The sequence below is a fragment of the Neobacillus bataviensis genome, assembly GCF_019969725.1.
Genome location: NZ_JAHXYW010000002.1, coordinates 282,381 through 302,600, shown reverse-complemented (window position 1 = coordinate 302,600; position 20,220 = coordinate 282,381). Strand labels below are relative to the sequence as shown.

Sequence of the window (20,220 nt, the reverse complement as noted above, 5' to 3'; positions counted from 1 at the left end):
ACCCCTATTTTTCGTCACTCTATTTTCCTGTTCTTGATCACTATGCCTGAATCCAATTTAGTTTCGCTAATTCCGAATGATTCTTCCATTCTTGCGGCAATGATTGCTCACAAACGAACACATCGACATTTTCGAGAGGACAAACTTTACAAAAAGTATCAACATCGATTTTAGAAGAATCGGTTAGCAGGATCACTTGCTTTGATACCTCGACCATCTTGCGTGAAACCATTGTTTCCTGCAAATGATAATTACTTACCCCGTTTTGTATTGAAACACCGCCAGCGGAAATAAATGCTTTATTAATATTAAATTGTTGTAACGTTTGTTCCGTAAGACTGCCACTAATCGACTGCTGCTTCGGATCCAATAGCCCGCCTAATAATAAAATTTGGCCTGTAAACTTATTTTGATTGAGAGATTCGGTCAATACAGATGAAACAGGAAGAGAATTGGTGATAATGATAATATCTTTCTTATCCTGAATACATTTCGCAAATTCAAGCATGGTGGTCCCTACATCAATGGCAATGACATCGCCGTTAGAAATGAGTTCTACTGCTTTATTTCCAATCTTCTCTTTCGCTTCCTGGTTCACTGTTGTACGATGTGAGAACGGAGGCTCTTCAAATGGAAAAACCGATTTAATCGCTCCGCCGTAAACTCTCTTTAAAAGACCTTTTTCCTCTAATAACATTAAGTCACGACGAATTGTTTCCTCTGAGACCTGATACTGCTCCACTAAGTCCACGACTTTAACTTTTCCCACACTATTCAATTCTTTTAAAATTTCATTTTTTCGTTCTTCTGGCAAAACGGTCATATTACTTCCTCCGGATTCATTGATAGACTATAAAATAATGCATTCTTTTTTTGGTACAACAATCCGAACCTGAGCCCCTTGTCCAAACATTTTTCCTTTGTGATGAAGATTGTCCACTAGGAAAGCGGACCCTTCTGTTTCTACTTCATATCTTAGGACATTCCCTGTCATCGAAACATCTTTAACAAGCCCTTTAATTCCCCAGTTATCATGTAAACCTAAGTGATCTTCATTAGCAGAAACGATTTGCAAAACTTCTGGACGAATGGCGATTTCCTTCCCGTTTAACTCTGTACTGTGAACAAGTTTGTGGAAAACTTCCATACTCAAAACATTGTAATTTCCAATAAATTTCGCCACAAAGGTATTGACTGGAGAAGTATAAATTTCCACTGGAGAACCGGATTGAACAATTTTTCCTTTATTCATAACAAAAATCCGATCCGACATCGTCATTGCTTCTTCTTGATCATGAGTGACAAAAATCGTGGTGATCTCTAATTCTTTCTGGATTCTTCTTAATTCTTTTTGCAAGGTTTTTCTAATTTTCGCATCTAATGCACTTAGCGGCTCATCCAAAAGCAGTACTTTTGGTTCCATGACAAGGGCGCGGGCAAGAGCTACCCTTTGTTGTTGACCGCCAGATAATTGATGTGGATAAGATTGTTCTTTTCCGGCTAAATCGACGAGTTCGATCATCTTGGTTACACTTGTTTTAATATTTTTTGCCTTCTTCATTTTAAGACCGTAGGCGATATTATCAAAAACATTCATATTCGGGAACAGTGCATAGGCCTGAAACACCATACCTACTTCACGCTGACGCGGAGATACATGAGTGATATCCTTCCCATCGATGAAGATGGTTCCTGAATCCACGTCTTCAAGTCCTGCAATCGATCGTAATAAGGTACTTTTTCCGCACCCGCTTTGTCCAAGAAGGGTCGCAAATTCTCCCTTTTTTAAGGTCAACGAAATATTTTCTAACACTACTTGGTGATGATAACCCTTAGTCACTTGATCAATCGTTACATAACTCATGAATTTTCACCTTCTACGGCTGTATTTTTTTGACGGTATGGTTTCATTAAAAATAAAAGAGATCTTTTTTTAGAAGAAAAACTAGGAACTTTTTCTTTTTTAAACGTAAGTTTTAATACAGTTCCCGTTAATAGTAAAATGATCGAATAATACGTAATCACAATGGCACTTGTTAAGTGACCGCTGCTGTTTAATTTGTCAGCCAGATAAATTTGAATCGTTTCAAATCGGCCCCCGACAAGCAAATTGGCAAAAGCAAACTCACTAAATAACAGCGCGACAGATAATAAGGTAGATACCAAAATACCAGAGATAATGTTAGGAAACACGACAGTGCGAAACGCCTGAAATTTGGTAGCTCCCAGTAATTCAGCTGCATCGACAAGCTGCACCGCATTCACCGTCCGAAGGCTGTTACGAATACCTTGATACATAAATGGTAAAATCGTGATGAAATAAGCACCAACCAAAATCCATGGTGTTCCGGTAATTTGAAGCGGTCCATCTGAATAGATCTTAATCAAGCCTATAGCTCCAACAATCGGAGGTATTCCATAAGGAAGCATTGCGGCTGCTTGGAGCCATCCTTCCCATTTGCTGAAATAGACGGTAATGATAAAAATCGTTGGAAGCATAATCACCACACTAAGACCAACCGTTACAACAATTAAAAACAACGTATGCTGCAGTGCACCATAAAACCGTTCATCTTGAAATAATTCGATATACCATTTCATCGTTAAACTCTCAGGCAGAATGGTGTGATCCCATTTACCGGCGATCGAGAATAAAAATGTTCCTGCCAGCGGGATTAATAAATAAATCACGAGCAAACCAATGATTACTTTATGAAAGCTCAGTGAAGTTTTCATCGCAAATCCCTCCTAATCCGGCGCATCATTCGATTATTGAACCACATCGCCCCGATCATGGTCGAAGCTAGAAGAACGCCCATCGCACTGCCTAGCTGCGGCTTTAAGGTCACGTCACTCGAAACTAAAGAGGCAATTTGCAGTGATAATAAATTATAGTTGCTTCCGACCAGTGCATAGGCAGTCGCATAAGCGCCCATTGCATTAGCAAACAAAATACTGAAGGTACCAGCAATGCTTGGAAGCAAAACTGGAATCCCGATGTGGAGCCAAAAAGATAATTTGGTTCCACCCAATAAAGAAGAAGCTTCTTTCCATTGCTGTTTAATTCCTTGATACGATGGATAAATCAGCATAACAGCCAGCGGAATTTGAAAATAAATATAAACAAGAATGAGACCTGTCCAAGAATATAAATTAAAGCCTGTAAACACATCTAAACCCATCTTTGAAAAAAGCAGCGTAAACAATCCGTTGTTTCCAAGTAAAATAATAAAGGAAAAGGAAAGTGGTATTCCTTCAAAATTGGAAGTCATATTGGCAATCATCAGCAAGCGATTTTGGATTTTTTTTGAAAACTTTGTAAACGAATAAGCGGCAATAACCGCGATGATCACAGAAATGACAGCTGAAACCAATGAAATGACAAGGCTGTTCTGGATAGCTTGCAAGTAAAATTTACTCTTAAAAATCATTACATATTGCCCAATCGTGACTCGAATTCCATCGTCTGCATGAAAACTATCTTTCAGCATGGCCACTAATGGGCCGATTTCAAACCCAATCACAAACAAAAGAAATGGCAGTAAGAGAGCTAATAAGTAAAATTTTTGTTTTTTTATTTTTCTCAAGGCTTCTCTCTCCTCTATTTTCGCTTACAATAGGGGAATTGGTTTTAAGCATACATTCGTAAAACCAATTCCCGGCAGTCTTTTTTATGAAAATTTAAACGGTTACTTTCCCCTTACATCCTGGCAATGAATAGTTGATCATTTTATCGGACTTTTCGATCTCTAACAGTTCACAAACGAGCGGGGCAAAAGCCAATTGTGGGACAACCTCACTGTGGACAACATTTTCCACTTTTGGACTGATGATAAAGAGTGGTACATCACGCTCACCATCCGTTATACCGCCGTGATTTCCATATTCACTCATGCCATGATCAGATGTAATTAAAATATGGTAGCCTTCCTTCATCCAAATTGGCAAAAGCTGTGCGAGCAAGCTTCCCATCTTTAAGATTTGTTCACGGTATTCTTTCGATTCCGAACCGAACGCTTCCCCTTTTACGTCAACACCAAGCGGATGAATATATAAAAAGTGTGGGTCATGCTTTCGGCGCAATGCTTCCGCATCCATCAACACATGGCTGTCTGGATAATCATCGTCCCAATAAAATTTCCCGTATTGAATAGGCTTAGTTGAATCCTCTTGCTCGCGGTCTTCAACAAACACAAATGGAGCACGATTATACAGTTCACTTACCCAGTAATAGGCTACTGCTCCGTTCCTTAACCCGTTCTCCTTCGTCAGATGAAAGAGACTTTTCTCGGCGGAAAGCTGCACAGCTTGATTGGACGTAATGCCGTTCATCGATGCGGGTGTACCAGTAAGTAACACTTCATATAATGGACGGGAAAGACTAGGCAGCTCTGATCGAACCTTGAAAAGTGCTGCCCGATTGGTTTCTACCAGATGCTGAATATATCCCAAAGCCTCATATGCTTTATCGTATCTCATTCCATCTACAACAATCGCGATTACTTTATTTGACATTGACTAACACCTCTTCCTGCCAAAGCTGCGGAAGGGTTTTAGCCGTTTCTTCCCAAGCTTTGAAATCCTTAATTGGTTTGGCATTCTTGTACTCTTCTTTCGGAATCATTTTATCCGCTACTTCTTTCGGGAGCTTCACGTTATCACGGATAGGACGGGCATATCCTTTAGCCAGGTTAATTTGTCCCTCGTCACTTAAGATATATTCTCTAGCGGCCATTGCGGCATAAGGATGCTTCGCATATTTGTTAATAATGGTGGTATAGCCGCTTACGACTGAACCTTCTTTCGGAATGGTAACTTCGAATTGGTCACGATTGATTTGTTCTGCATAACCAAGGGCATTGAAATCCCAAACAAGAGCCACTTCTACTTCCCCTTTTTCGATGTTAGCCGGCTTCGCATCCGTTAAGCTAAGACGTCCTTGCTTTGCAAGTTTCTTAAAAAAGGCAATTCCTGGTTGAAGATGTTTTTCATCTCCCCCGTAAGCGATAGCCGCAGCAAGAACGGCCATTTGGTTTTGTGTCCCACGCTGAACATCTCCAACGGTTACTTTGTAATTTCCTTTTAGGATGTCATCCCATGATTTTGGCGGGTTTTTCACTAATTCTTTATTGGTTAAGAAGGCAATCGTTCCTTGGTAGCCGACCACCCAGTCTCCGTTGTCATCTTTTGCCCAGTCAGGAACTTCATCCCAATAAGAAGTTTTATAGGGCAATGTTAATTTCTTTTGTTCAGCAACTGGACCAAAGGACATTCCTACATCCCCGATATCAGCGGTGGCATTTTCTTTTTCCGATTCCATTTTGGCAATCTCTTCTGCACTCGATAAATCTGTATCATTATGTTTCAACGTATATTTTTTCGTCACTTCATTCCACGTTTCCCCCCAGTTTGCCCATGAATCAGGCATACCGGTACTATTCACTTCGCCCTCTTTTTTGGCGTTTGTCTCGATTTCTTTCAGGGTTAACGAGTTCGGATCCTTAATACTTGATGCAGCCGGTTCCTTTGTATCTGCACATGCGGCTAATCCTAGTAAACTTATTCCTAACATCACAGCTTGAATCGACTTGTACCACTTCTTTCCATTCATAAAAAGTATCTCTCCTCAATGTGGAATTTATAATGTTGTTTACTGTTTATTACGGTTTAATCATAAATCCACATTGTTAACTCCACATTAATCCAACATTAAAAAATTGTAAAGTCAATGTTAAAGAAAGCAATGGATATTATTAATGACTCGTTCTTTTTTAGAAAAAATCCATAGTATCCTTCTTTTTGCAGAATAGGCTCCAACAAGAACGTTGACATTCATTATTTATTTGGTTTAAAGTAATAAAAGTAGTTTGAATACTAAAATCTATTTGTTTGTGGATTTTTCTAGAGGAATCTCTATTTTCGCCACACAGCTTCTATAGGCTGTGTGGCTTTTTTGTTTAGAAAAGTGCCAGAGGATCACAAAGCCTATTAATTGATCCATCACAGTTTTTAATAGATTGAAAGGGGAACTGAAAATGAAAACTTGGCAATACGCATTTATTGTTTTATTGGGTGGATGCTGTTACGGAGCATTATCCACTTTCGTAAAGCTTGCATATGCCGCAGGTTTTACGGTGGAAGTGGTGACGGGGAGTCAATACTTTCTAGGTACTTTACTGATTTGGACAGTTGCACTTTTTTCGAAAAGAAAGAAATTGACACTAGGTAAAATAGGTAAACTCCTTTTATCAGGCATACCACTCGGTTTGACGGGTGTATTTTATTATCACTCACTGCAAACCCTTCATGCTTCGCTTGCCATCATTTTTTTATTTCAATTTGTCTGGATTGGCACATTTTTTGAATGGTTTTTTTATAAAAAAATACCGACCATTGGAAAAATAGGTTCAATCGGTATTCTCATTCTTGGCTCTATTCTTGCGGCTGGCGTTCTCGTAGAAGACAACCGGGTGATCACATGGCAGGGGGCAGTTTGGGGACTACTTTCCGCTGTATCCTATACTTCGTTTATTTTTCTAAGTGGCACGGTGGAAAAAGATCTACCCCCGGTGCAGAAAAGCGCCATTTTTTCCACTGGCGGGCTGATTACAGTTTTCATTATGTTTCAGCCAACGGAGTTATTCCATTTACCTGTTTTGATTGGGATCGCGCCGTATGGATTATTTCTTGGCTTATTAGGGGTCGCCCTGCCTCCGCTGTTATTTTCAATTGGCATGAGGTATATCGAGCCTGGACTTGGCACCATTTTGACAGCCTCGGAGCTTCCGATTGCTGTCATTCTATCGACGCTTTTCTTGGCAGAACATGTAAGCATATCCCAATGGCTCGGAGTTGTTTTGATATTAGGCGGAATTGCAGCGGGGAATGTTAATCTATCAAAAGCGAAAATAAAGTCACATTCTTTGGAAAAGGAATCTGTTTCTTAATACAAATGAAAATATTATATAAAATTTGGGAAATAAGGAAAAATTACCCTTTATAAAACACGTTGATTAATGTATAAAGTAATAGAATGATAGTCACCTGGGTATTGTTAGTTAAATTTTAATAAAAAAGGAGGCCTAATGTTGAAAGGAAAAAAATTTTTTTATTGGATCATCCCATTTGTGTTAGTTACTTTTTTAGGGAATGCAGTGTATGCTGCACAACAGCCAAAAGCACCTGAAGTAAGGCAAACTTCTGCTTTAAAGGGACAATTCTACCTTAAAGACGTTGTGAAAATCTACGTACCATCTACATATAATGTAGATCAACCCATTGATAACACTCCATATGTTAATAAATCACTAGAGAAATTCTCAAAAATGTTTGGAGGGGCAACATCGATCGATGGGACAGGAGCTTGGCTCTCGGATAATGATCAGTTAGTGAAAGAAAAAGTAACCATCGTCTATAGCTTCGCAGAAGATTTGAATAAGGAAAAAATAAATGAAGTGGTTGCCTACGCTAAATCTCTTAAGGAAGAGATGAAACAATCATCCGTATCTCTTGAAGTGAATGGGAAAATGTATTTTATCGAGTAACGGCTATACCTTTTATGGCAAAGAACAAAAAGAGAGGATGCTCCAAAAGTTTATAAAGTCCCGCGTGAAAATTTGCGCGGGGTTGATAAAAATAGGGTCGGACTTCTACAATTTGATCGTAGAAGTCCGACCCTTTTGTTTAGCAATAACTTCCTTACACTTTATGAGAGAGAACGGAGCTTTCTAATGGAAGGAAATAAATACATCCACAGACCGGCAACAAGAACCGTTCCAAGTCCACCAATGAATGCAGCCGGAACCGCTCCAAAAAATCCAGCCAGTGTTCCCGATTCAAACTCGCCAAGTTGATTGGAAGTACCTATAAAGAGAGCGTTCACCGCATTCACCCGGCCACGCATCTCATCTGGAGTTTGCAGCTGCACGAGTGAGGACCTAATGACAACGCTGATTACGTCTGATCCACCGATAAAAAATAAGGCAACCAACGATACAATTAGATTTGTTGAAATAGCGAAAAGCATGGTAGACAATCCAAAAATGGCGAGAGCCCCAAACAATGTTAGGCCATAGGCTTTCTTTAAGGGAAAATAGCCTAAAATAATTGACACGATTAGTGCGCCAACCGCTGGTGCAGTCCGCATTAATCCCAATCCCCAAGCACCAGTATGAAGAATATCCTGCGCGAATATTGGCAAAAGGGCTGTCTCTCCGCCAAGCAAGACTGCGAAAAGATCCAACGATATCGTTCCAAGGATGACAGGATTACGATAGACAAATATCAATCCCGATAAGATGGAGCTCATTGATACCGATTCCGCCCTTCGGACCGCTTGCTCTTGGCCGGTAATTAAATAGGTTAGTATGGCAGCAGCAAGCAATGCTGCCGTTGCCGTACTATACACGGATGCGGGTCCTAACGAAAAAAGCACACCGCCAAGGGACGGACCCAGGATTTGAGCAGTTTGTCCAGCCGTTGTACTTAAAGATATAGCCTGTGGGAGAATCTTTTTATGTACCAACTGTGGCAATAGGGCTGATGAAGACGGCCCCTCGAAGGCACGGCAAGCTCCGATGATTGCAGCTGCCAGCAAAATCTATTCACGCCCCAGCCAGCCTGCATGATTTCCATATAGCAGAAGACCGGCCATCATGCCTTCAATGAGCAAACACCAAAAAACGATTTTTCTACGATCAAAGCGGTCTGCCACTTGCCCGACAACTAATGTGAGCAGAACCATCGGGATAAACTGGGCCAGCCCCACCAAACCGAGACTAAAAGCGTCATGAGTCAAATCATACATTTGCCATCCGATTGCCACGGAGAGCATCTGAAAGGATGTCGAGGCCAAAATGCGCGAAAACCAAAATTTTGCAAAAGATGGCTGACGAAGAATAGATTTATTTAACTGAAGCAAATATATTTCACGCCCTTTTGAAAATAGCTGTAATAATACTTTAGGAACACGAAATATTATACTACTTTCGGCTCTGCTAGTTAAGAAATCTGACTTAAAGCAACTGTGCGATTCGCTTTGTTTTCTCCACAATGACCCCTGCCACCAGGATTTGTGCACGGCGGGTACTCTGATTCCTTCACAGTGACTGCCGTCTTCCGAAATTGTATTCGGCGGGCACTCTGGCTCCTCCACAGTGACCGCTGACACCAGAAATTGTATCCGACCGACACTCTGACTCCTTCACAGTGACCGCTGACTTCAGAAATTGTATCCGGCGGGCACTCTACCTCCTTCACAGTGACCGCTGACTTCAGAAATTGTATATTGCGGGCACTCTGACTCCTCCACAGTGACCGCTGACACCAGGAATTGTACTCCACGGTCACTCTGGCTCCTCCTCAGTGACCGCTGACACCAGAAATTGTATCCGACAGGTACTCTGGCTTCTTCACAGTGACCGCTGACTTCAGAAATTGTACATAGCAGGCACTCTGGCTCCTCCTCAGTGACCGCGATCTTAAAAATTGCACTTAAATCTTTATAAAATACTTGATTACCAGAACCAATTCAATTATCATCTAATTAGATACTCATTAAATTAGTTTCCTGGTTTCCAGGTGTACCGTATTTTTTTACTTAATTAATTAGACAAATGTGAAATTAGATAAATATTAAAGAAGGTGATGGAATGTTAATAAGGCAAGAAAAACAATATAGAAAACTATTTCTCGCCGGAGTCGTAAACGGAATCGGGGACCGCTTTAGTTCAGTTGCCGTATTAGCAATGCTGTTGCAATTAACAGGATCAGGCTTTGCTGTGGGAATCACACTGGCCATCCGGCTGATACCGTTTGTCATTTTCGGACCAATTGGCGGTAGGTTTGCTGACCGCTTTCCAAGAAAAATGATATTGGTCACAACCGACCTAATTCGGATTGTCTTTGCCTTAACCTTCTTATTCGTGGACAGTAAAGAAGATCTCTGGATTGTTTATGTAAGCTCCTTTCTTTTAGCCGTGGGAGAAGCCATTTATGCCCCTGCAAGAAAATCAGCCATACCGCTGCTCGTAAAAAAAGAGCAGCTCATGAAAGTGAACAGTTTGGAACAAGTCTTAATTGGCATTGTATTAATAGGCGGCGCTTTTTCTGGAGGAATCGTGGCCTTTATTTTTGGTCCCCATATTACCTTTTGGTTCAATGCGGTCTCCTTTTTAGGCGCAGCAGCGATCGTCTCGACCATTGCGTTTCCAGAACATAAACAGGATATGGAAGGGAAGCTTCTCGAAAAAGAATCGCTTTGGTTTGTGTTTAAGAAAGTCATCAGCATGTCGGTTCCCGTTCAAATCCTATTAATCTGCGAAGTATTAATTGCTTTCATGAATGGAATCGATAACGTTCTTATCAGCGTGTACGCTGTTAATGAGTATCACCTGGGAGATGTCGGTGTAGGGCTGTTCTATGGGGCATTGGGGATTGGTCTGGCGTTAAGCTACTCAGTGGCGAATCGGTTACGAAAAAATTTTTTAGTCACTGGCTTACTCTGTTTAATGCTTGAAGGAACGTTTCTATTTTTATTGAGTTGGACCCATTTCGTTGTTTTTGCGTTTCTCTTGTTTTGTGGTGTGGCCTTTATGTCTGGCATTGGGAATGCCTGTTTTGATACCGTACTAATGAAAGAGATTCCTGAGGAGCATCATGGAACGATGTTTGGACTGTTGGCAACAATCGGAAACACGATATTGGGTATTTCCATGTTTTTAGCTGGATTTGCGCTGCATTATCTTTTACCGCGTTCTTTAGGGTTGATTGGCGGTGCTGCTTATATTCTCATTGCCATATTCCTCCTTGCAGCTATATCTACAAAAGCCTATCGGAAGAGGCGCATATCACAAAAGGATATGTCCTCAGTTTAAATAGAAATTCAAATTTAACTCGCATTTATTCCCCCTTTTATAGCCACAACTAAAAGGGGTTTTTTTTGATTTAGTTAGCATTCTTTAAATAAATTTTTCCAAGTGTACAAATAGTGACAAAGTTCGACTCAAATTTCTAGTAGAATAGTATTTATCATGTAATAATAGAGTAATATAATTGTAATATTCTTTGGATGTAAGACCTAAAGTTTTAAAACGGTGGGCAGGGAGCTGGATCACCGTTTCGGGAGGGAATTTTTTTGGAAAGTGCATTAAATCAATCAGTAGAAGAATTGGGTAAACGTCGGAGCAACTCAAAGAAAAGTTTTGCCAACTGGAAGTTTATTATAACAGGTATCATCATTATTATTGCAATCATAATAGCGGCAATCGGCTATTATCAGGCAAAACACTTTAACGCCAATGTCAAGATTAATGGCACAAAGGTCGGGGGACTAACGGCTGAGCAGGCCCTTAAAAAATTAAAAACTTCCGTATTAAAAAACGTAGTCTATGTTGGACAACAGCAAATTTTAGATGGAAACGATACAGAAATGAAATTTACGAGTTCAGATCTTTCTGAAGTCAAAAAATTATTAAAAGACCAGCAGAGCTTTTTTCCTTCTTCAAAAGCAAAGAGTTTTTCATTAATGCCAGGCACTTTGGATCAGTACCGCAGCGAAACAATGAAAAAACAAGTGGAAGAAAAACTTATTTCTTTGAATAAGACCTTAAAAGCTCCGAAAGATGCAGAGGTTCATTTGGAACAAGGTAAAATCGTTGTCTCCAAAAGCAGCAGCGGGGAGCAGTATGATGTTGCCGGCCTTTTAAAGGCCTATGATGAGCATAAATATACGAGTGAAATCCGTCTTCAACCTGTATACATACAGCCAATCAAAGAGGACAGTCAGGTTATCAAAAATGAACAGAAAAAGCTTCAAGGACTCCTTGCCCAGACGGTCGATTATAAGGTGCAAGATAAAGTTCATACGTTAAAAGCCAGCGAACTAATTAAAACTGCCTCTGTGTCAAAGGACATGAAGGTGACCATTGACCCAAGCGATATTAACAAGAAAATTGCCGAAATTAATAGTACTCAATCCACATTGAATAAAAATTTCTCCTTTAAGACCCATTCAGGTAAAGTCATTTCGGTAAAAGGGCAAGGTTATGGCTGGGCATTGGATGTGGACAAAGAAGCCGCATTGGTTCAGGCCGCATTTGAAAAAGCAGAGAAAACTGTTACGGCTTCCAATATCATCGGTCATGGCTGGAAAGGTGAAGGCTACGGTTTTGACACGTTAACGAATAATGGCATAGGCGATACGTATGCAGAAGTATCCATTGCTGAGCAGCGTATTTGGATTTACAAAAATGGGAAATTAGCCATCACAACAAATGTTGTTACCGGCAAACACAGTACTGGTAATGATACATCAAAAGGAGTATGGTATATTCTCTATAAACGGACACCTGCCACACTAACGGGCAGAGAACTTGGAGGAAAACCGAGTTATCAAGTACAAGTTAATTATTGGGCTCCTTTTACCAATGACGGACAGGGATTCCACGACGCCGGCTTTCGGTCAAACTGGGCAAGCAATGCCTATCTAACAGCAGGATCGCATGGCTGTGTCAACACACCGGTAAATGCTATGAAAACCGTGTATGAGAATCTCAGTACATACGAGCCGGTAGTCATCTACTAAAATATAAAACAGGAAATCGTTAATGATTTCCTGTTTTTTTTATAACTATCACTCAAAGGTCGAAAGAATAGTGTAAAATTACAACAAAATTGTTAATTTTTATGATAAAATATAAACAACGAAAAGGGATGGATATGAAAAAGTTGGGTTTCATTTCAGTTGTTTCATTTGCAATATCCTTTTTAGGTTACTCAGCCTGGTTTTTTAATGAAGATTTATTCTCAAATTCAATCATAATTTTCATAGGATTGATTCTTCCGCTTATTGGTCTGATTACAGGTTTTTTTAGTAAGAAAAAATCTTTAAAAATAGTCGGGATACTTGGAAATTTCCTTGTACTCTTATGGGCAGTAATACTTCCCTTAGCTTCTACACTTTTTTGGAGCCAGCCATGACAACTAGAAATAAAAAAGAGTTAATACATAGGATCATGTATTAACTCTTTTTGTATCATTGTATTGTAGCTGTCAACGGATTCTGCTGTTTAATCTCTTGAATGGATAGATTTAAACTGTAGTTCCCATGCTCGAGAAGTTTATTAAGAAACAGATTCAATTGATCTTGGGATTTAACGATTACTTTTAAATGGTAACATCCTTTCCCTGATATTCGGTGAGCTTCAACTACCTCATTTCGCTCCTTAATAAAACGGATAAACAAATCATGATTGGCTGTTTTCATATGAATGATGACAAACGCGGTAAACATAAGCCCTAATTTCATTTCATCGACTATGAGAGAGTAGGCCTTAATGACTCCACTTTCTTCAAGTTTTCTAATACGATTCCCTACTGCCTGTCCAGTCATATGAATTTTTTCCCCTAAGTCTTTCCATTGAATACGTGAATTTTCGTTTAATAACCGGAGGATTTGAAAATCAATTTGATCAAGTTCCATATAAATTCCTTTCACCATGAAATTATTTTAGCTAAAAGTGTTTCATCAAAGTATCGATTAAAATCAAGAGATTATCTATGATAATATTATAATCAATTTTTGATGGGGTGGAAAAAAATGAGAACAGCTTTAATCTTAGTTGATATTCAAAATGATTACTTTCCAAATGGAAAAATGGAATTAAGCAATCCTGGAAAAGCAGCTGTTAATGCAGGTAAAATCCTTGATTGGTTCAGACAGAAGAATCATCCTATTTTTCATATTCAGCATATCTCAATTCAAGAAGGAGCAACCTTCTTTCTTTCAGACACAGATGGGGCCAAAATAAATGAAGCTGTTTTACCGTTACAGCATGAAAGTATTATCGTAAAACATAGACCCAACAGCTTTTTCAAGACAGAATTAGAAAACAAATTAAGAGAAAATGGAGTCACTAAGCTAGTGATTTGCGGTATGATGACGCATATGTGCATCGATGCCACCGTCAGAGCTGCAAGGGATCTAGGTTTTGAAGTTACGCTTATTGAAGATGCATGCACTACAAGGGACTTATCTTATCAAGAAAAGAAAGTACCGGCTGATCAGGTTCATTATGCGTTTATCAGTGCACTTAACGGAATTTATGCCCATGTCGTTTCAACCGAGGATTTCCTGCAGCAGGAAGCTAACACGATTCTGAAAAACAACTAATATTAAAGGGAGATTGTTATTAAAAACGATCTCCCTTTTTAATTAAGATAAATGGATATTGGTTTTATGTTCTGCATCCTGACGCTTTTCCTTAATAGAAATCACTCCAATCAAGCCAATCATGGAGAAGATTACAGGGGTGATGAAACCGAAGTAGTATCCCTCACTAATACTGCCGGAGGCAGACTGAAAATGATCCAATACATTTCCAAAGATGCTTGGCAGCAGTACAGCACTTAGAAAACCACCGGTATTCGCAACCCCAGAGACAATGCCAGATTCTATGATCGGAAAAGATTGACGAACGGCAGCAAACGTTAACGCACTTGCCCCATATCCATAGCCAATGATAAAGAACAGCACACTGAGAACGAAAAGGGGCGGATTCCCTCTAAATAATAGAAAGGTAGACCAACTTAATAACATAAAGATATGAACAATGACATAGGGAAGTTTAGTAGTCTCTAACCGACTTGATATCCAGCTGGTTAGAGGGGCTCCTATAAGAGCCCCGATAAGACCAATCATAATGAGCTGACTCGCACCGGAACGGGTCATTCCATACACATCCATCCCATAGGGCACTGCCCAGGAACTGATAAATCCAACATACGCACCGACAACCCCAAAGTGACAAAGAAATAAAGCCCAGGCCTGCCGATTCGAAAATATTCTTTGTAATAAATCGAACGTTTTTTCATGTTGTATTTTATTTTTTACAAATGCTAATTCGTTTGTTTTTTTTAACAGGACAAAATAAAGGAGAATGCCACAAAAACATAATAATAGTCCCGCTGAAAAAAAGGCCGCCCTCCAACCAAGCAAATCAATCCATTCGGAGAAAGGGACTGTCGCCAAAAGGAAACCAAGGCTTCCTGTCATTCCAGCGAGACCAATTAATCGAACAAACTCCTTTGCATTAAACCACTGGCTCATTATTAACACCATATTGACCCAGATGGTCGCATCACCAGCCCCCGTCAATATTCTGGCAAAAAACAGGACAAATTCATCCGTACCCAAACTATAAATGATTGTGCCTATGCCTGTAAGTGTTGCACCTGCTATGAGAAAAAAATTGGGACCAAAACGATCAGCCAAAACACCCATCGGAATTTGCAAACCAGTGTACACGAAAAATTGCATACTTGTCAGTATCCCAATCGTTGAAGCTGTTACATGAAAATCCCTCATCACTTGATCTGTAATCAATCCCGGAGCGGTCCGTTGGCTCGACATTAACAAATAAGTGAACAATACCGAAGCAAATACAACCCATCTAAATCGGCTATTTTGTTTGTCCAATGTTCTTTACTCCTGTTAACTTTTACTCTATATATATGATTTTCCTGTAACGATAGAAATAAATTTTCTGCCAACATGCAGTTTCGTTTTTTGAAAAATTGTAAAAAAAAGTTAATTTTATAATATAATATTTATAATAAGCTTTTGGAGGTGTTATAATGATTTGGTTATATATACTGATGCCTGTCTTTATTTTAGGAGGAATTGCCATTTATTTTGATAAAAGATCTGGGTCGACTCCACCAGATGAATTGCAGCTTAGAGGGAAAATAAAAGAATATCCACCAGAAAACCACAACTCTTATGGACCATGAATAGATATTAAGAAAAGGAATTGTCATATGAACAATTCCTTTTCTTGCATTAATAAGATCTTGGGGACAAAACTAGTTTAAAAATCAACAGAAATGTCCTTAATAGGGCTTCTTGGGGACAAATCTAGTTTAAAAATCAATAGAAATGTCCTCAATAGGGCTTCTTGGGGACAAATCTAGTTTAAAAATCAATAGAAATGTCCTTAATAAGGCTCCTTGGGGACAAATCTAGTTTAAAAATCAGCAGAAATGTCCTCAATAGGGCTTCCAATCCACAACTATTAAAAAATCAGCTCCAAAACCTCAGAGCTGATTTTTTTATCCTATTTATGGTCGATAATTGCCCAATAAGCTGGTTTTACATTGTAATCAGGATCAAAAACAAATGGTGCGTCTTTTCCTTTTTCTGGTGACTTTGTAGCAGTGGTGCTGCTATCAAAAACAAGGTTTCCGTTTGCATCATACCAAACATCTGCACGGTCATTCAGCCAAGTATGGTTATCGGCAATGCCCCAGAATGTTACGTTACTAATTTTATCGCCCAATTTCTCATATAACTTGAACAAACGATCATAACGGTCCGCTTGATTCATGAATTTGAGTTCTGGAATGGCAGCATAGGTAGGATACGAATAGACCGGCCAGCCATACATACTTACATCAAGCTCGGTAATTTGGTTATCTAACCCAAGATCCGCAAACATATTAATCGTCTTTTCAATATCTGCTTCAGAAGGCCATCCAATCTGGATGTGAGACTGATGACCAACCCCATCGATTGGAATACCCTGCTCCTTCAAGCTCTTAACTAGGTTGTAAAGGTAGGTTCTTTTTGGTTCTACTTCTGTATTGTAATCATTAATATAAAGCTTGGCATCTGGAGCAGCATATTCTCGAGCCGTTGTAAAAGCGACTTTAATATAGTCTAGACCAGTAATTAGATACCATGGAGATTGTCGATAACCATTAGGGTTTCCACCCCATTCATCGATGACTTCATTCACAACGTCCCAAGATTTTACATCATTCTTATAGCGAGAAACGACTGCTTGAATATGCGTACGTAAGCGTTGTAGTAAAAGCTTTTTGTTTGCTTCAAGATTTGCTGGATCGGCAACCACTTGCTTTCCTCCCTGCCAAACGACCATTGGATTTCCATCTTTATCTTGGAAGAACCAATCTGGTACCTGGCTATGCCATACAAGGTTATGGCCGCGTACGTCCATGCCATTTTCTTTGGCAAAATTGATGATTTGGTCAGCAGGCCCCCAGTTAAATTGACCTTCGACTGGCTGCAAGCTGGCTGGCTTCATGGCATTCTCAGCAACGATGCTATTAAAATGGCGCTTTAACATTTGCGCATCTTTTCCTTGTAACATCGAAGGCTCAACCGCTGCACCAATAGTGAAAGAATCTTTATATCTTTGGTCGAGCTGTGGTGCTTCTAATCCACTAATCGTTGGTTTTTTTGCATATGATGCTGTATCAGATGCGGATACGCTTGACATTCCTACAGGTAATAATAAAGCTAAGGCTAATCCTGAAATAACGGGTTTACGTAAGACTTTTAGCATGTTTCTATCTCCTTTTTAAGAAATATATTTTTGAAAAGGTTATTCAAAATCTGACAAACTAATAAACTCCTAGCTTCTAGTCCCCAATTGTAACCATTCTAATAAAGTCGTCCAAAGTATGGTTCTGAAGCATCATGATTCGAGGTATTTGATATCGATCACTCTGGTCGGTACTTATGCCTCCTCCTACTTTGAAGGCTCCTTTAAATCCTAATTCTTTCAGGACAGAGATGGTATCGGCATTATAATTACCATAAGGATAGGCAAATACATTTGTTGTCCTTCCTGTTAACTCTTTTAATGCTATTGTCGCATTATTGATTTCTGCATATTGTTGCTCTCTGCCTAAGTTAGCTAGGAAAGTGTGTGTTACGGAATGATTTTGGATATCAACTCCATTTTCCATGATTGTCAGCATCTGGCTAGCCGTCATATTCCAGCTTCCATTTACCCAGTTTGAAACCGTAAATTCAGTAGCCTTCATACCGTATTTTTGCAGGATAGGGAAAATATATTGGTAAAAGTCACTTGAATTATCATCAAATGTTAGTAAAATTGGTTTTTCAGGCATTGCAGCTTTTTTATCGAGGATGTTAAAATATTGCTTCATCGTTAATGTCCGATAGCCATTCTCCTTAAGGTAGGCCATTTCTTTTTCAAATTCTGCAAGAGGATATTGATATGGATTGTTCGGATCTGGATTTGGTTCAACGACATGATATAACATAACCGGAATCTTTACAGCTGTTGAATTTTCAGCTGATGCCAATGTTATATGGCTTTTACTAGAAACTATCATCAGTAGGAATACAAGAAGGAGACTGAATATTTTTTTCATACTATATCATCCTCTCAAAAAACTTGTTTCAAATGTCCATTCAAAAAAAATTTTGATAATAAAACATATCCACTTCTGATAATGAACCTAGCCCTCTAATGACACCTCCTATTTCATTATTTCCAGCAGATAAGTGAAGAAAGGGCTTTCAAATTTGAATCAAAATTAACTGCAGGATTACTTTACAACATTCATTCTATCAACCCATACATTGTTTATATACCCAACAAACTATATGTTTTACTTAAATTACTAAAGATGCGTCTCTTTCTAATATAGTTAAATGTAAAAAAGAAGACCGATATAGCCAATTGGCATATCAGCCTTCTATTAGTCGCCTTGTTTATTTACTTGTTATCTGCTTCCTTAATGCGGTCCTCGACGACTTTATCCATGAATTTTTCGAATGACTTTGTATCCAAGGATTTAAATTCTTTTGTATATTCCTTCCAAACTGAGTCGAATTTTGAAGGTGAAGATAAGACTAATTTGGGAAAGTATTTCTTAATTAATTCGGTCTTTTTTGTTCCGTAAATTTGAGGCGCGGAACCTTGTTCAATGCTTGCACTCCAGGTTGGATACCATGGACGGTCATCAGGTTTTGCAAACAAGTCAGAGAATACTGTTGCACCATAAGCTTTTAGAATCGCTTTGTCGCCATCTGTATAAGACATTGTAGCAACTTCCGGCTGTTTTGATGGATTCCAAGCATTTCCATCACTATATAGTCCGTCTCCATGCGGCCAGTAATATTCAAACATTTTTAATCCAGAATCTTCACGATATTTTTGATCTGCTGTCCTAGCAGCTTGTTCGGGAGTTTGATAGAATCTTCCTTTGTCATTCACACTATATGTTTCATCTTTAATGCCCCAAAATGCTAACTTTTGATTTTCCTCTTTGGCAAGATTATCAAAATATTTAATTATACGCACAGGGTCTTTGGCACTAACAGTAATACCAATTCCACGGTTATTGATAAACGTCATCGGATCAATATATTGATCTTTTTGACCATCAAACGTAATTGGCAGCGGCATGTAACGCTTGTCGTCATTTCCTGCTGCTTTTAAATTATCCAATGCCTGTTGAACTTCCCAGCCATAATCGAAGAATCCTAACACGCGTCCGGATGAAATTTTAGCTAAGTATTCATCATAGTTTGCCACAAATGCCTCTTTATCAAAAAGGCCTTTGCTATTCAATTCATTTAATTTTTGCAGGTAACGCATTGTTTCATCTTTGTCAGCATATACGGAAGTTTTATGTGTTTCCATATCAACCATTACTTCCCCATCATTTGGATAGCCGGCTAAATGGTTAGGTACGTTTGAGAGAGCATAGAAACGCCAGTCATATGTTAGAGCTGTAAAACCAATCGTTGATGCCCCATCCACCTTTGGATGCTTTAGTTGATACTGTTCAATCAGATTGAAGTATTCATCAAGCGTCTTGATTTTTGGATAACCGGCTTCTTTTAGAATGCCACGTTGGATCCAAAAGGCACCTTGTGTAATATTTGGATCTGCTACAAAACTTTGTGGTGCGTTAAATGGAATGAAATAGATTTTTCCATCATTATCTTTCATTCTATTAAGATATGGACCATACAATTTTTTTAGATTCGGAGCATGCTTCTCGATTAAGTCAGTAAGATCAATCAACCCGCCGGCATCCAAAACTTTATCAATTCCAGCATCGGGTGATAGTATGTCCGGATATTTTCCACTGGCGATCATTGTCCCAATTTTAGTATTTAAATCACCTACAAGATATTCAACCTTGAAATTAACACCTGTTTGTTCTTCTAATTTTTTACCAATGGTTGTTTCATTAGTGTTCATGTTTTTACCTGGGGTGCCTGCATTAAAATAAGTAAAGGTTACTGGGGACAAATCCTTGCTGCCTGACTTGTTTGGTTTGCTGCTGGCGCTTTGGTCTTTTGTACACCCGACAATGGAAATCAAAAGTACAAGCCATAATACTACAGACAAAACTTTCTTAAGCATTATTCAACCC

17 protein-coding genes and 1 pseudogene are annotated in these 20,220 nt (G+C 39.1%); 6 read left to right on the top strand and 12 right to left on the bottom strand.

Features of this window, described 5'->3' with window-relative positions:
• Positions 1–40: 40 nt before the first annotated feature.
• The 6 genes from LC455_RS06190 to LC455_RS06165 form a co-directional block, all read right to left on the bottom strand.
• Entirely contained in the window at positions 41–823 is a 783-nt protein-coding gene (locus tag LC455_RS06190; RefSeq protein WP_223589100.1) for a DeoR/GlpR family DNA-binding transcription regulator, read from the bottom strand.
• Between the two features lie 27 nt (positions 824–850).
• Positions 851–1,864 (bottom strand): ABC transporter ATP-binding protein, encoded by a 1,014-nt coding sequence (locus tag LC455_RS06185; protein ID WP_223589098.1) that lies wholly within the window; start codon positions 1,862–1,864, stop codon positions 851–853.
• Positions 1,861–2,736, bottom strand: coding sequence for an ABC transporter permease (locus LC455_RS06180; protein ID WP_223589096.1), 876 nt, complete (start codon positions 2,734–2,736; stop codon positions 1,861–1,863). The genes LC455_RS06185 and LC455_RS06180 overlap by 4 nt, the downstream gene beginning before the upstream one ends.
• Positions 2,733–3,587 carry an ABC transporter permease gene (locus LC455_RS06175; RefSeq protein ID WP_223589094.1) on the bottom strand — a complete coding sequence of 285 codons (855 nt, stop codon included), beginning with the start codon at positions 3,585–3,587 and terminating at the stop codon, positions 2,733–2,735. The genes LC455_RS06180 and LC455_RS06175 overlap by 4 nt, the downstream gene beginning before the upstream one ends.
• A 94-nt stretch (positions 3,588–3,681) precedes the next feature.
• Entirely contained in the window at positions 3,682–4,515 is an 834-nt protein-coding gene (locus tag LC455_RS06170; protein ID WP_223589092.1) for an alkaline phosphatase family protein, read from the bottom strand.
• Positions 4,505–5,611 carry an ABC transporter substrate-binding protein gene (locus tag LC455_RS06165; protein ID WP_223589090.1) on the bottom strand — a complete coding sequence of 369 codons (1,107 nt, stop codon included), beginning with the start codon at positions 5,609–5,611 and terminating at the stop codon, positions 4,505–4,507. Before LC455_RS06165 ends, LC455_RS06170 begins: the two co-directional genes overlap by 11 nt.
• A 424-nt stretch (positions 5,612–6,035) precedes the next feature.
• Between LC455_RS06165 and LC455_RS06160 the strand changes: the two genes are divergently transcribed.
• On the top strand, positions 6,036–6,947 hold the full coding sequence (locus tag LC455_RS06160; RefSeq protein ID WP_223589088.1) for an EamA family transporter: 912 nt from the start codon (positions 6,036–6,038) through the stop codon (positions 6,945–6,947).
• A 138-nt stretch (positions 6,948–7,085) separates the two neighbouring features.
• Entirely contained in the window at positions 7,086–7,544 is a 459-nt protein-coding gene (locus LC455_RS06155; protein ID WP_223589086.1) for a DUF3574 domain-containing protein, read from the top strand.
• Between the two features lie 161 nt (positions 7,545–7,705).
• On the opposite strand, the pseudogene LC455_RS06150 reads toward LC455_RS06155, so the two are convergent.
• Positions 7,706–9,079, bottom strand: a pseudogene (locus LC455_RS06150) (MFS transporter).
• Positions 9,080–9,650: 571 nt separating this feature from the next.
• Between LC455_RS06150 and LC455_RS06145 the strand changes: the two are divergent.
• Both LC455_RS06145 and LC455_RS06140 read left to right on the top strand, forming a co-directional pair.
• Positions 9,651–10,874, top strand: a complete 1,224-nt coding sequence (locus LC455_RS06145; RefSeq protein ID WP_223589084.1) for an MFS transporter — start codon at positions 9,651–9,653, stop codon at positions 10,872–10,874.
• 260 nt (positions 10,875–11,134) lie between these two features.
• On the top strand, positions 11,135–12,583 hold the full coding sequence (locus tag LC455_RS06140) for a L,D-transpeptidase family protein (protein WP_223589082.1): 1,449 nt from the start codon (positions 11,135–11,137) through the stop codon (positions 12,581–12,583).
• A gap of 450 nt (positions 12,584–13,033) precedes the next feature.
• Here the strand turns inward: LC455_RS06140 and LC455_RS06135 are convergent, their stop codons facing one another.
• Entirely contained in the window at positions 13,034–13,480 is a 447-nt protein-coding gene (locus tag LC455_RS06135) for an Lrp/AsnC family transcriptional regulator (RefSeq protein WP_223589080.1), read from the bottom strand.
• A gap of 117 nt (positions 13,481–13,597) precedes the next feature.
• Between LC455_RS06135 and LC455_RS06130 the strand changes: the two genes are divergently transcribed.
• Complete coding sequence (locus tag LC455_RS06130; protein ID WP_223589078.1) at positions 13,598–14,170, top strand: cysteine hydrolase family protein; 573 nt, start codon at positions 13,598–13,600, stop codon at positions 14,168–14,170.
• 42 nt (positions 14,171–14,212) lie between these two features.
• On the opposite strand, the gene LC455_RS06125 is transcribed toward LC455_RS06130, so the two are convergent.
• Positions 14,213–15,475: an MFS transporter gene (locus LC455_RS06125; protein ID WP_223589076.1), complete on the bottom strand. Its 1,263-nt coding sequence runs from the start codon at positions 15,473–15,475 to the stop codon at positions 14,213–14,215.
• A 158-nt stretch (positions 15,476–15,633) separates the two neighbouring features.
• Here LC455_RS06125 and LC455_RS06120 point away from each other — a divergent pair, with 158 nt between their 5' ends.
• Positions 15,634–15,789, top strand: a complete 156-nt coding sequence (locus tag LC455_RS06120) for a hypothetical protein (RefSeq protein ID WP_223589074.1) — start codon at positions 15,634–15,636, stop codon at positions 15,787–15,789.
• A 323-nt stretch (positions 15,790–16,112) separates the two neighbouring features.
• Here the strand turns inward: LC455_RS06120 and LC455_RS06115 are convergent, their stop codons facing one another.
• From LC455_RS06115 to LC455_RS06105, 3 genes are all read right to left on the bottom strand, one after another.
• Positions 16,113–17,363 (bottom strand): endo-1,4-beta-xylanase, encoded by a 1,251-nt coding sequence (locus tag LC455_RS06115; protein ID WP_223589073.1) that lies wholly within the window; start codon positions 17,361–17,363, stop codon positions 16,113–16,115.
• 76 nt (positions 17,364–17,439) lie between these two features.
• On the bottom strand, positions 17,440–18,201 hold the full coding sequence (locus LC455_RS06110; protein ID WP_223589071.1) for a polysaccharide deacetylase family protein: 762 nt from the start codon (positions 18,199–18,201) through the stop codon (positions 17,440–17,442).
• Positions 18,202–18,548: 347 nt separating this feature from the next.
• Complete coding sequence (locus LC455_RS06105; RefSeq protein WP_223589069.1) at positions 18,549–20,210, bottom strand: ABC transporter substrate-binding protein; 1,662 nt, start codon at positions 20,208–20,210, stop codon at positions 18,549–18,551.
• Between the last annotated feature and the right edge of the window lie 10 nt (positions 20,211–20,220).

Coding starts and splice junctions, on each gene's coding strand:
- LC455_RS06190 (WP_223589100.1), bottom strand. CDS start 823: ATGACCGTTTTGCCAGAAGAACGAAAAAATGAAATTTTAAAAGAATTG.
- LC455_RS06185 (WP_223589098.1), bottom strand. CDS start 1,864: ATGAGTTATGTAACGATTGATCAAGTGACTAAGGGTTATCATCACCAA.
- LC455_RS06180 (WP_223589096.1), bottom strand. CDS start 2,736: ATGAAAACTTCACTGAGCTTTCATAAAGTAATCATTGGTTTGCTCGTG.
- LC455_RS06170 (WP_223589092.1), bottom strand. CDS start 4,515: ATGTCAAATAAAGTAATCGCGATTGTTGTAGATGGAATGAGATACGAT.
- LC455_RS06165 (WP_223589090.1), bottom strand. CDS start 5,611: ATGAATGGAAAGAAGTGGTACAAGTCGATTCAAGCTGTGATGTTAGGA.
- LC455_RS06160 (WP_223589088.1), top strand. CDS start 6,036: ATGAAAACTTGGCAATACGCATTTATTGTTTTATTGGGTGGATGCTGT.
- LC455_RS06155 (WP_223589086.1), top strand. CDS start 7,086: ATGTTGAAAGGAAAAAAATTTTTTTATTGGATCATCCCATTTGTGTTA.
- LC455_RS06145 (WP_223589084.1), top strand. CDS start 9,651: ATGTTAATAAGGCAAGAAAAACAATATAGAAAACTATTTCTCGCCGGA.
- LC455_RS06135 (WP_223589080.1), bottom strand. CDS start 13,480: ATGGAACTTGATCAAATTGATTTTCAAATCCTCCGGTTATTAAACGAA.
- LC455_RS06130 (WP_223589078.1), top strand. CDS start 13,598: ATGAGAACAGCTTTAATCTTAGTTGATATTCAAAATGATTACTTTCCA.
- LC455_RS06120 (WP_223589074.1), top strand. CDS start 15,634: ATGATTTGGTTATATATACTGATGCCTGTCTTTATTTTAGGAGGAATT.
- LC455_RS06115 (WP_223589073.1), bottom strand. CDS start 17,363: ATGCTAAAAGTCTTACGTAAACCCGTTATTTCAGGATTAGCCTTAGCT.
- LC455_RS06110 (WP_223589071.1), bottom strand. CDS start 18,201: ATGAAAAAAATATTCAGTCTCCTTCTTGTATTCCTACTGATGATAGTT.
- LC455_RS06105 (WP_223589069.1), bottom strand. CDS start 20,210: ATGCTTAAGAAAGTTTTGTCTGTAGTATTATGGCTTGTACTTTTGATT.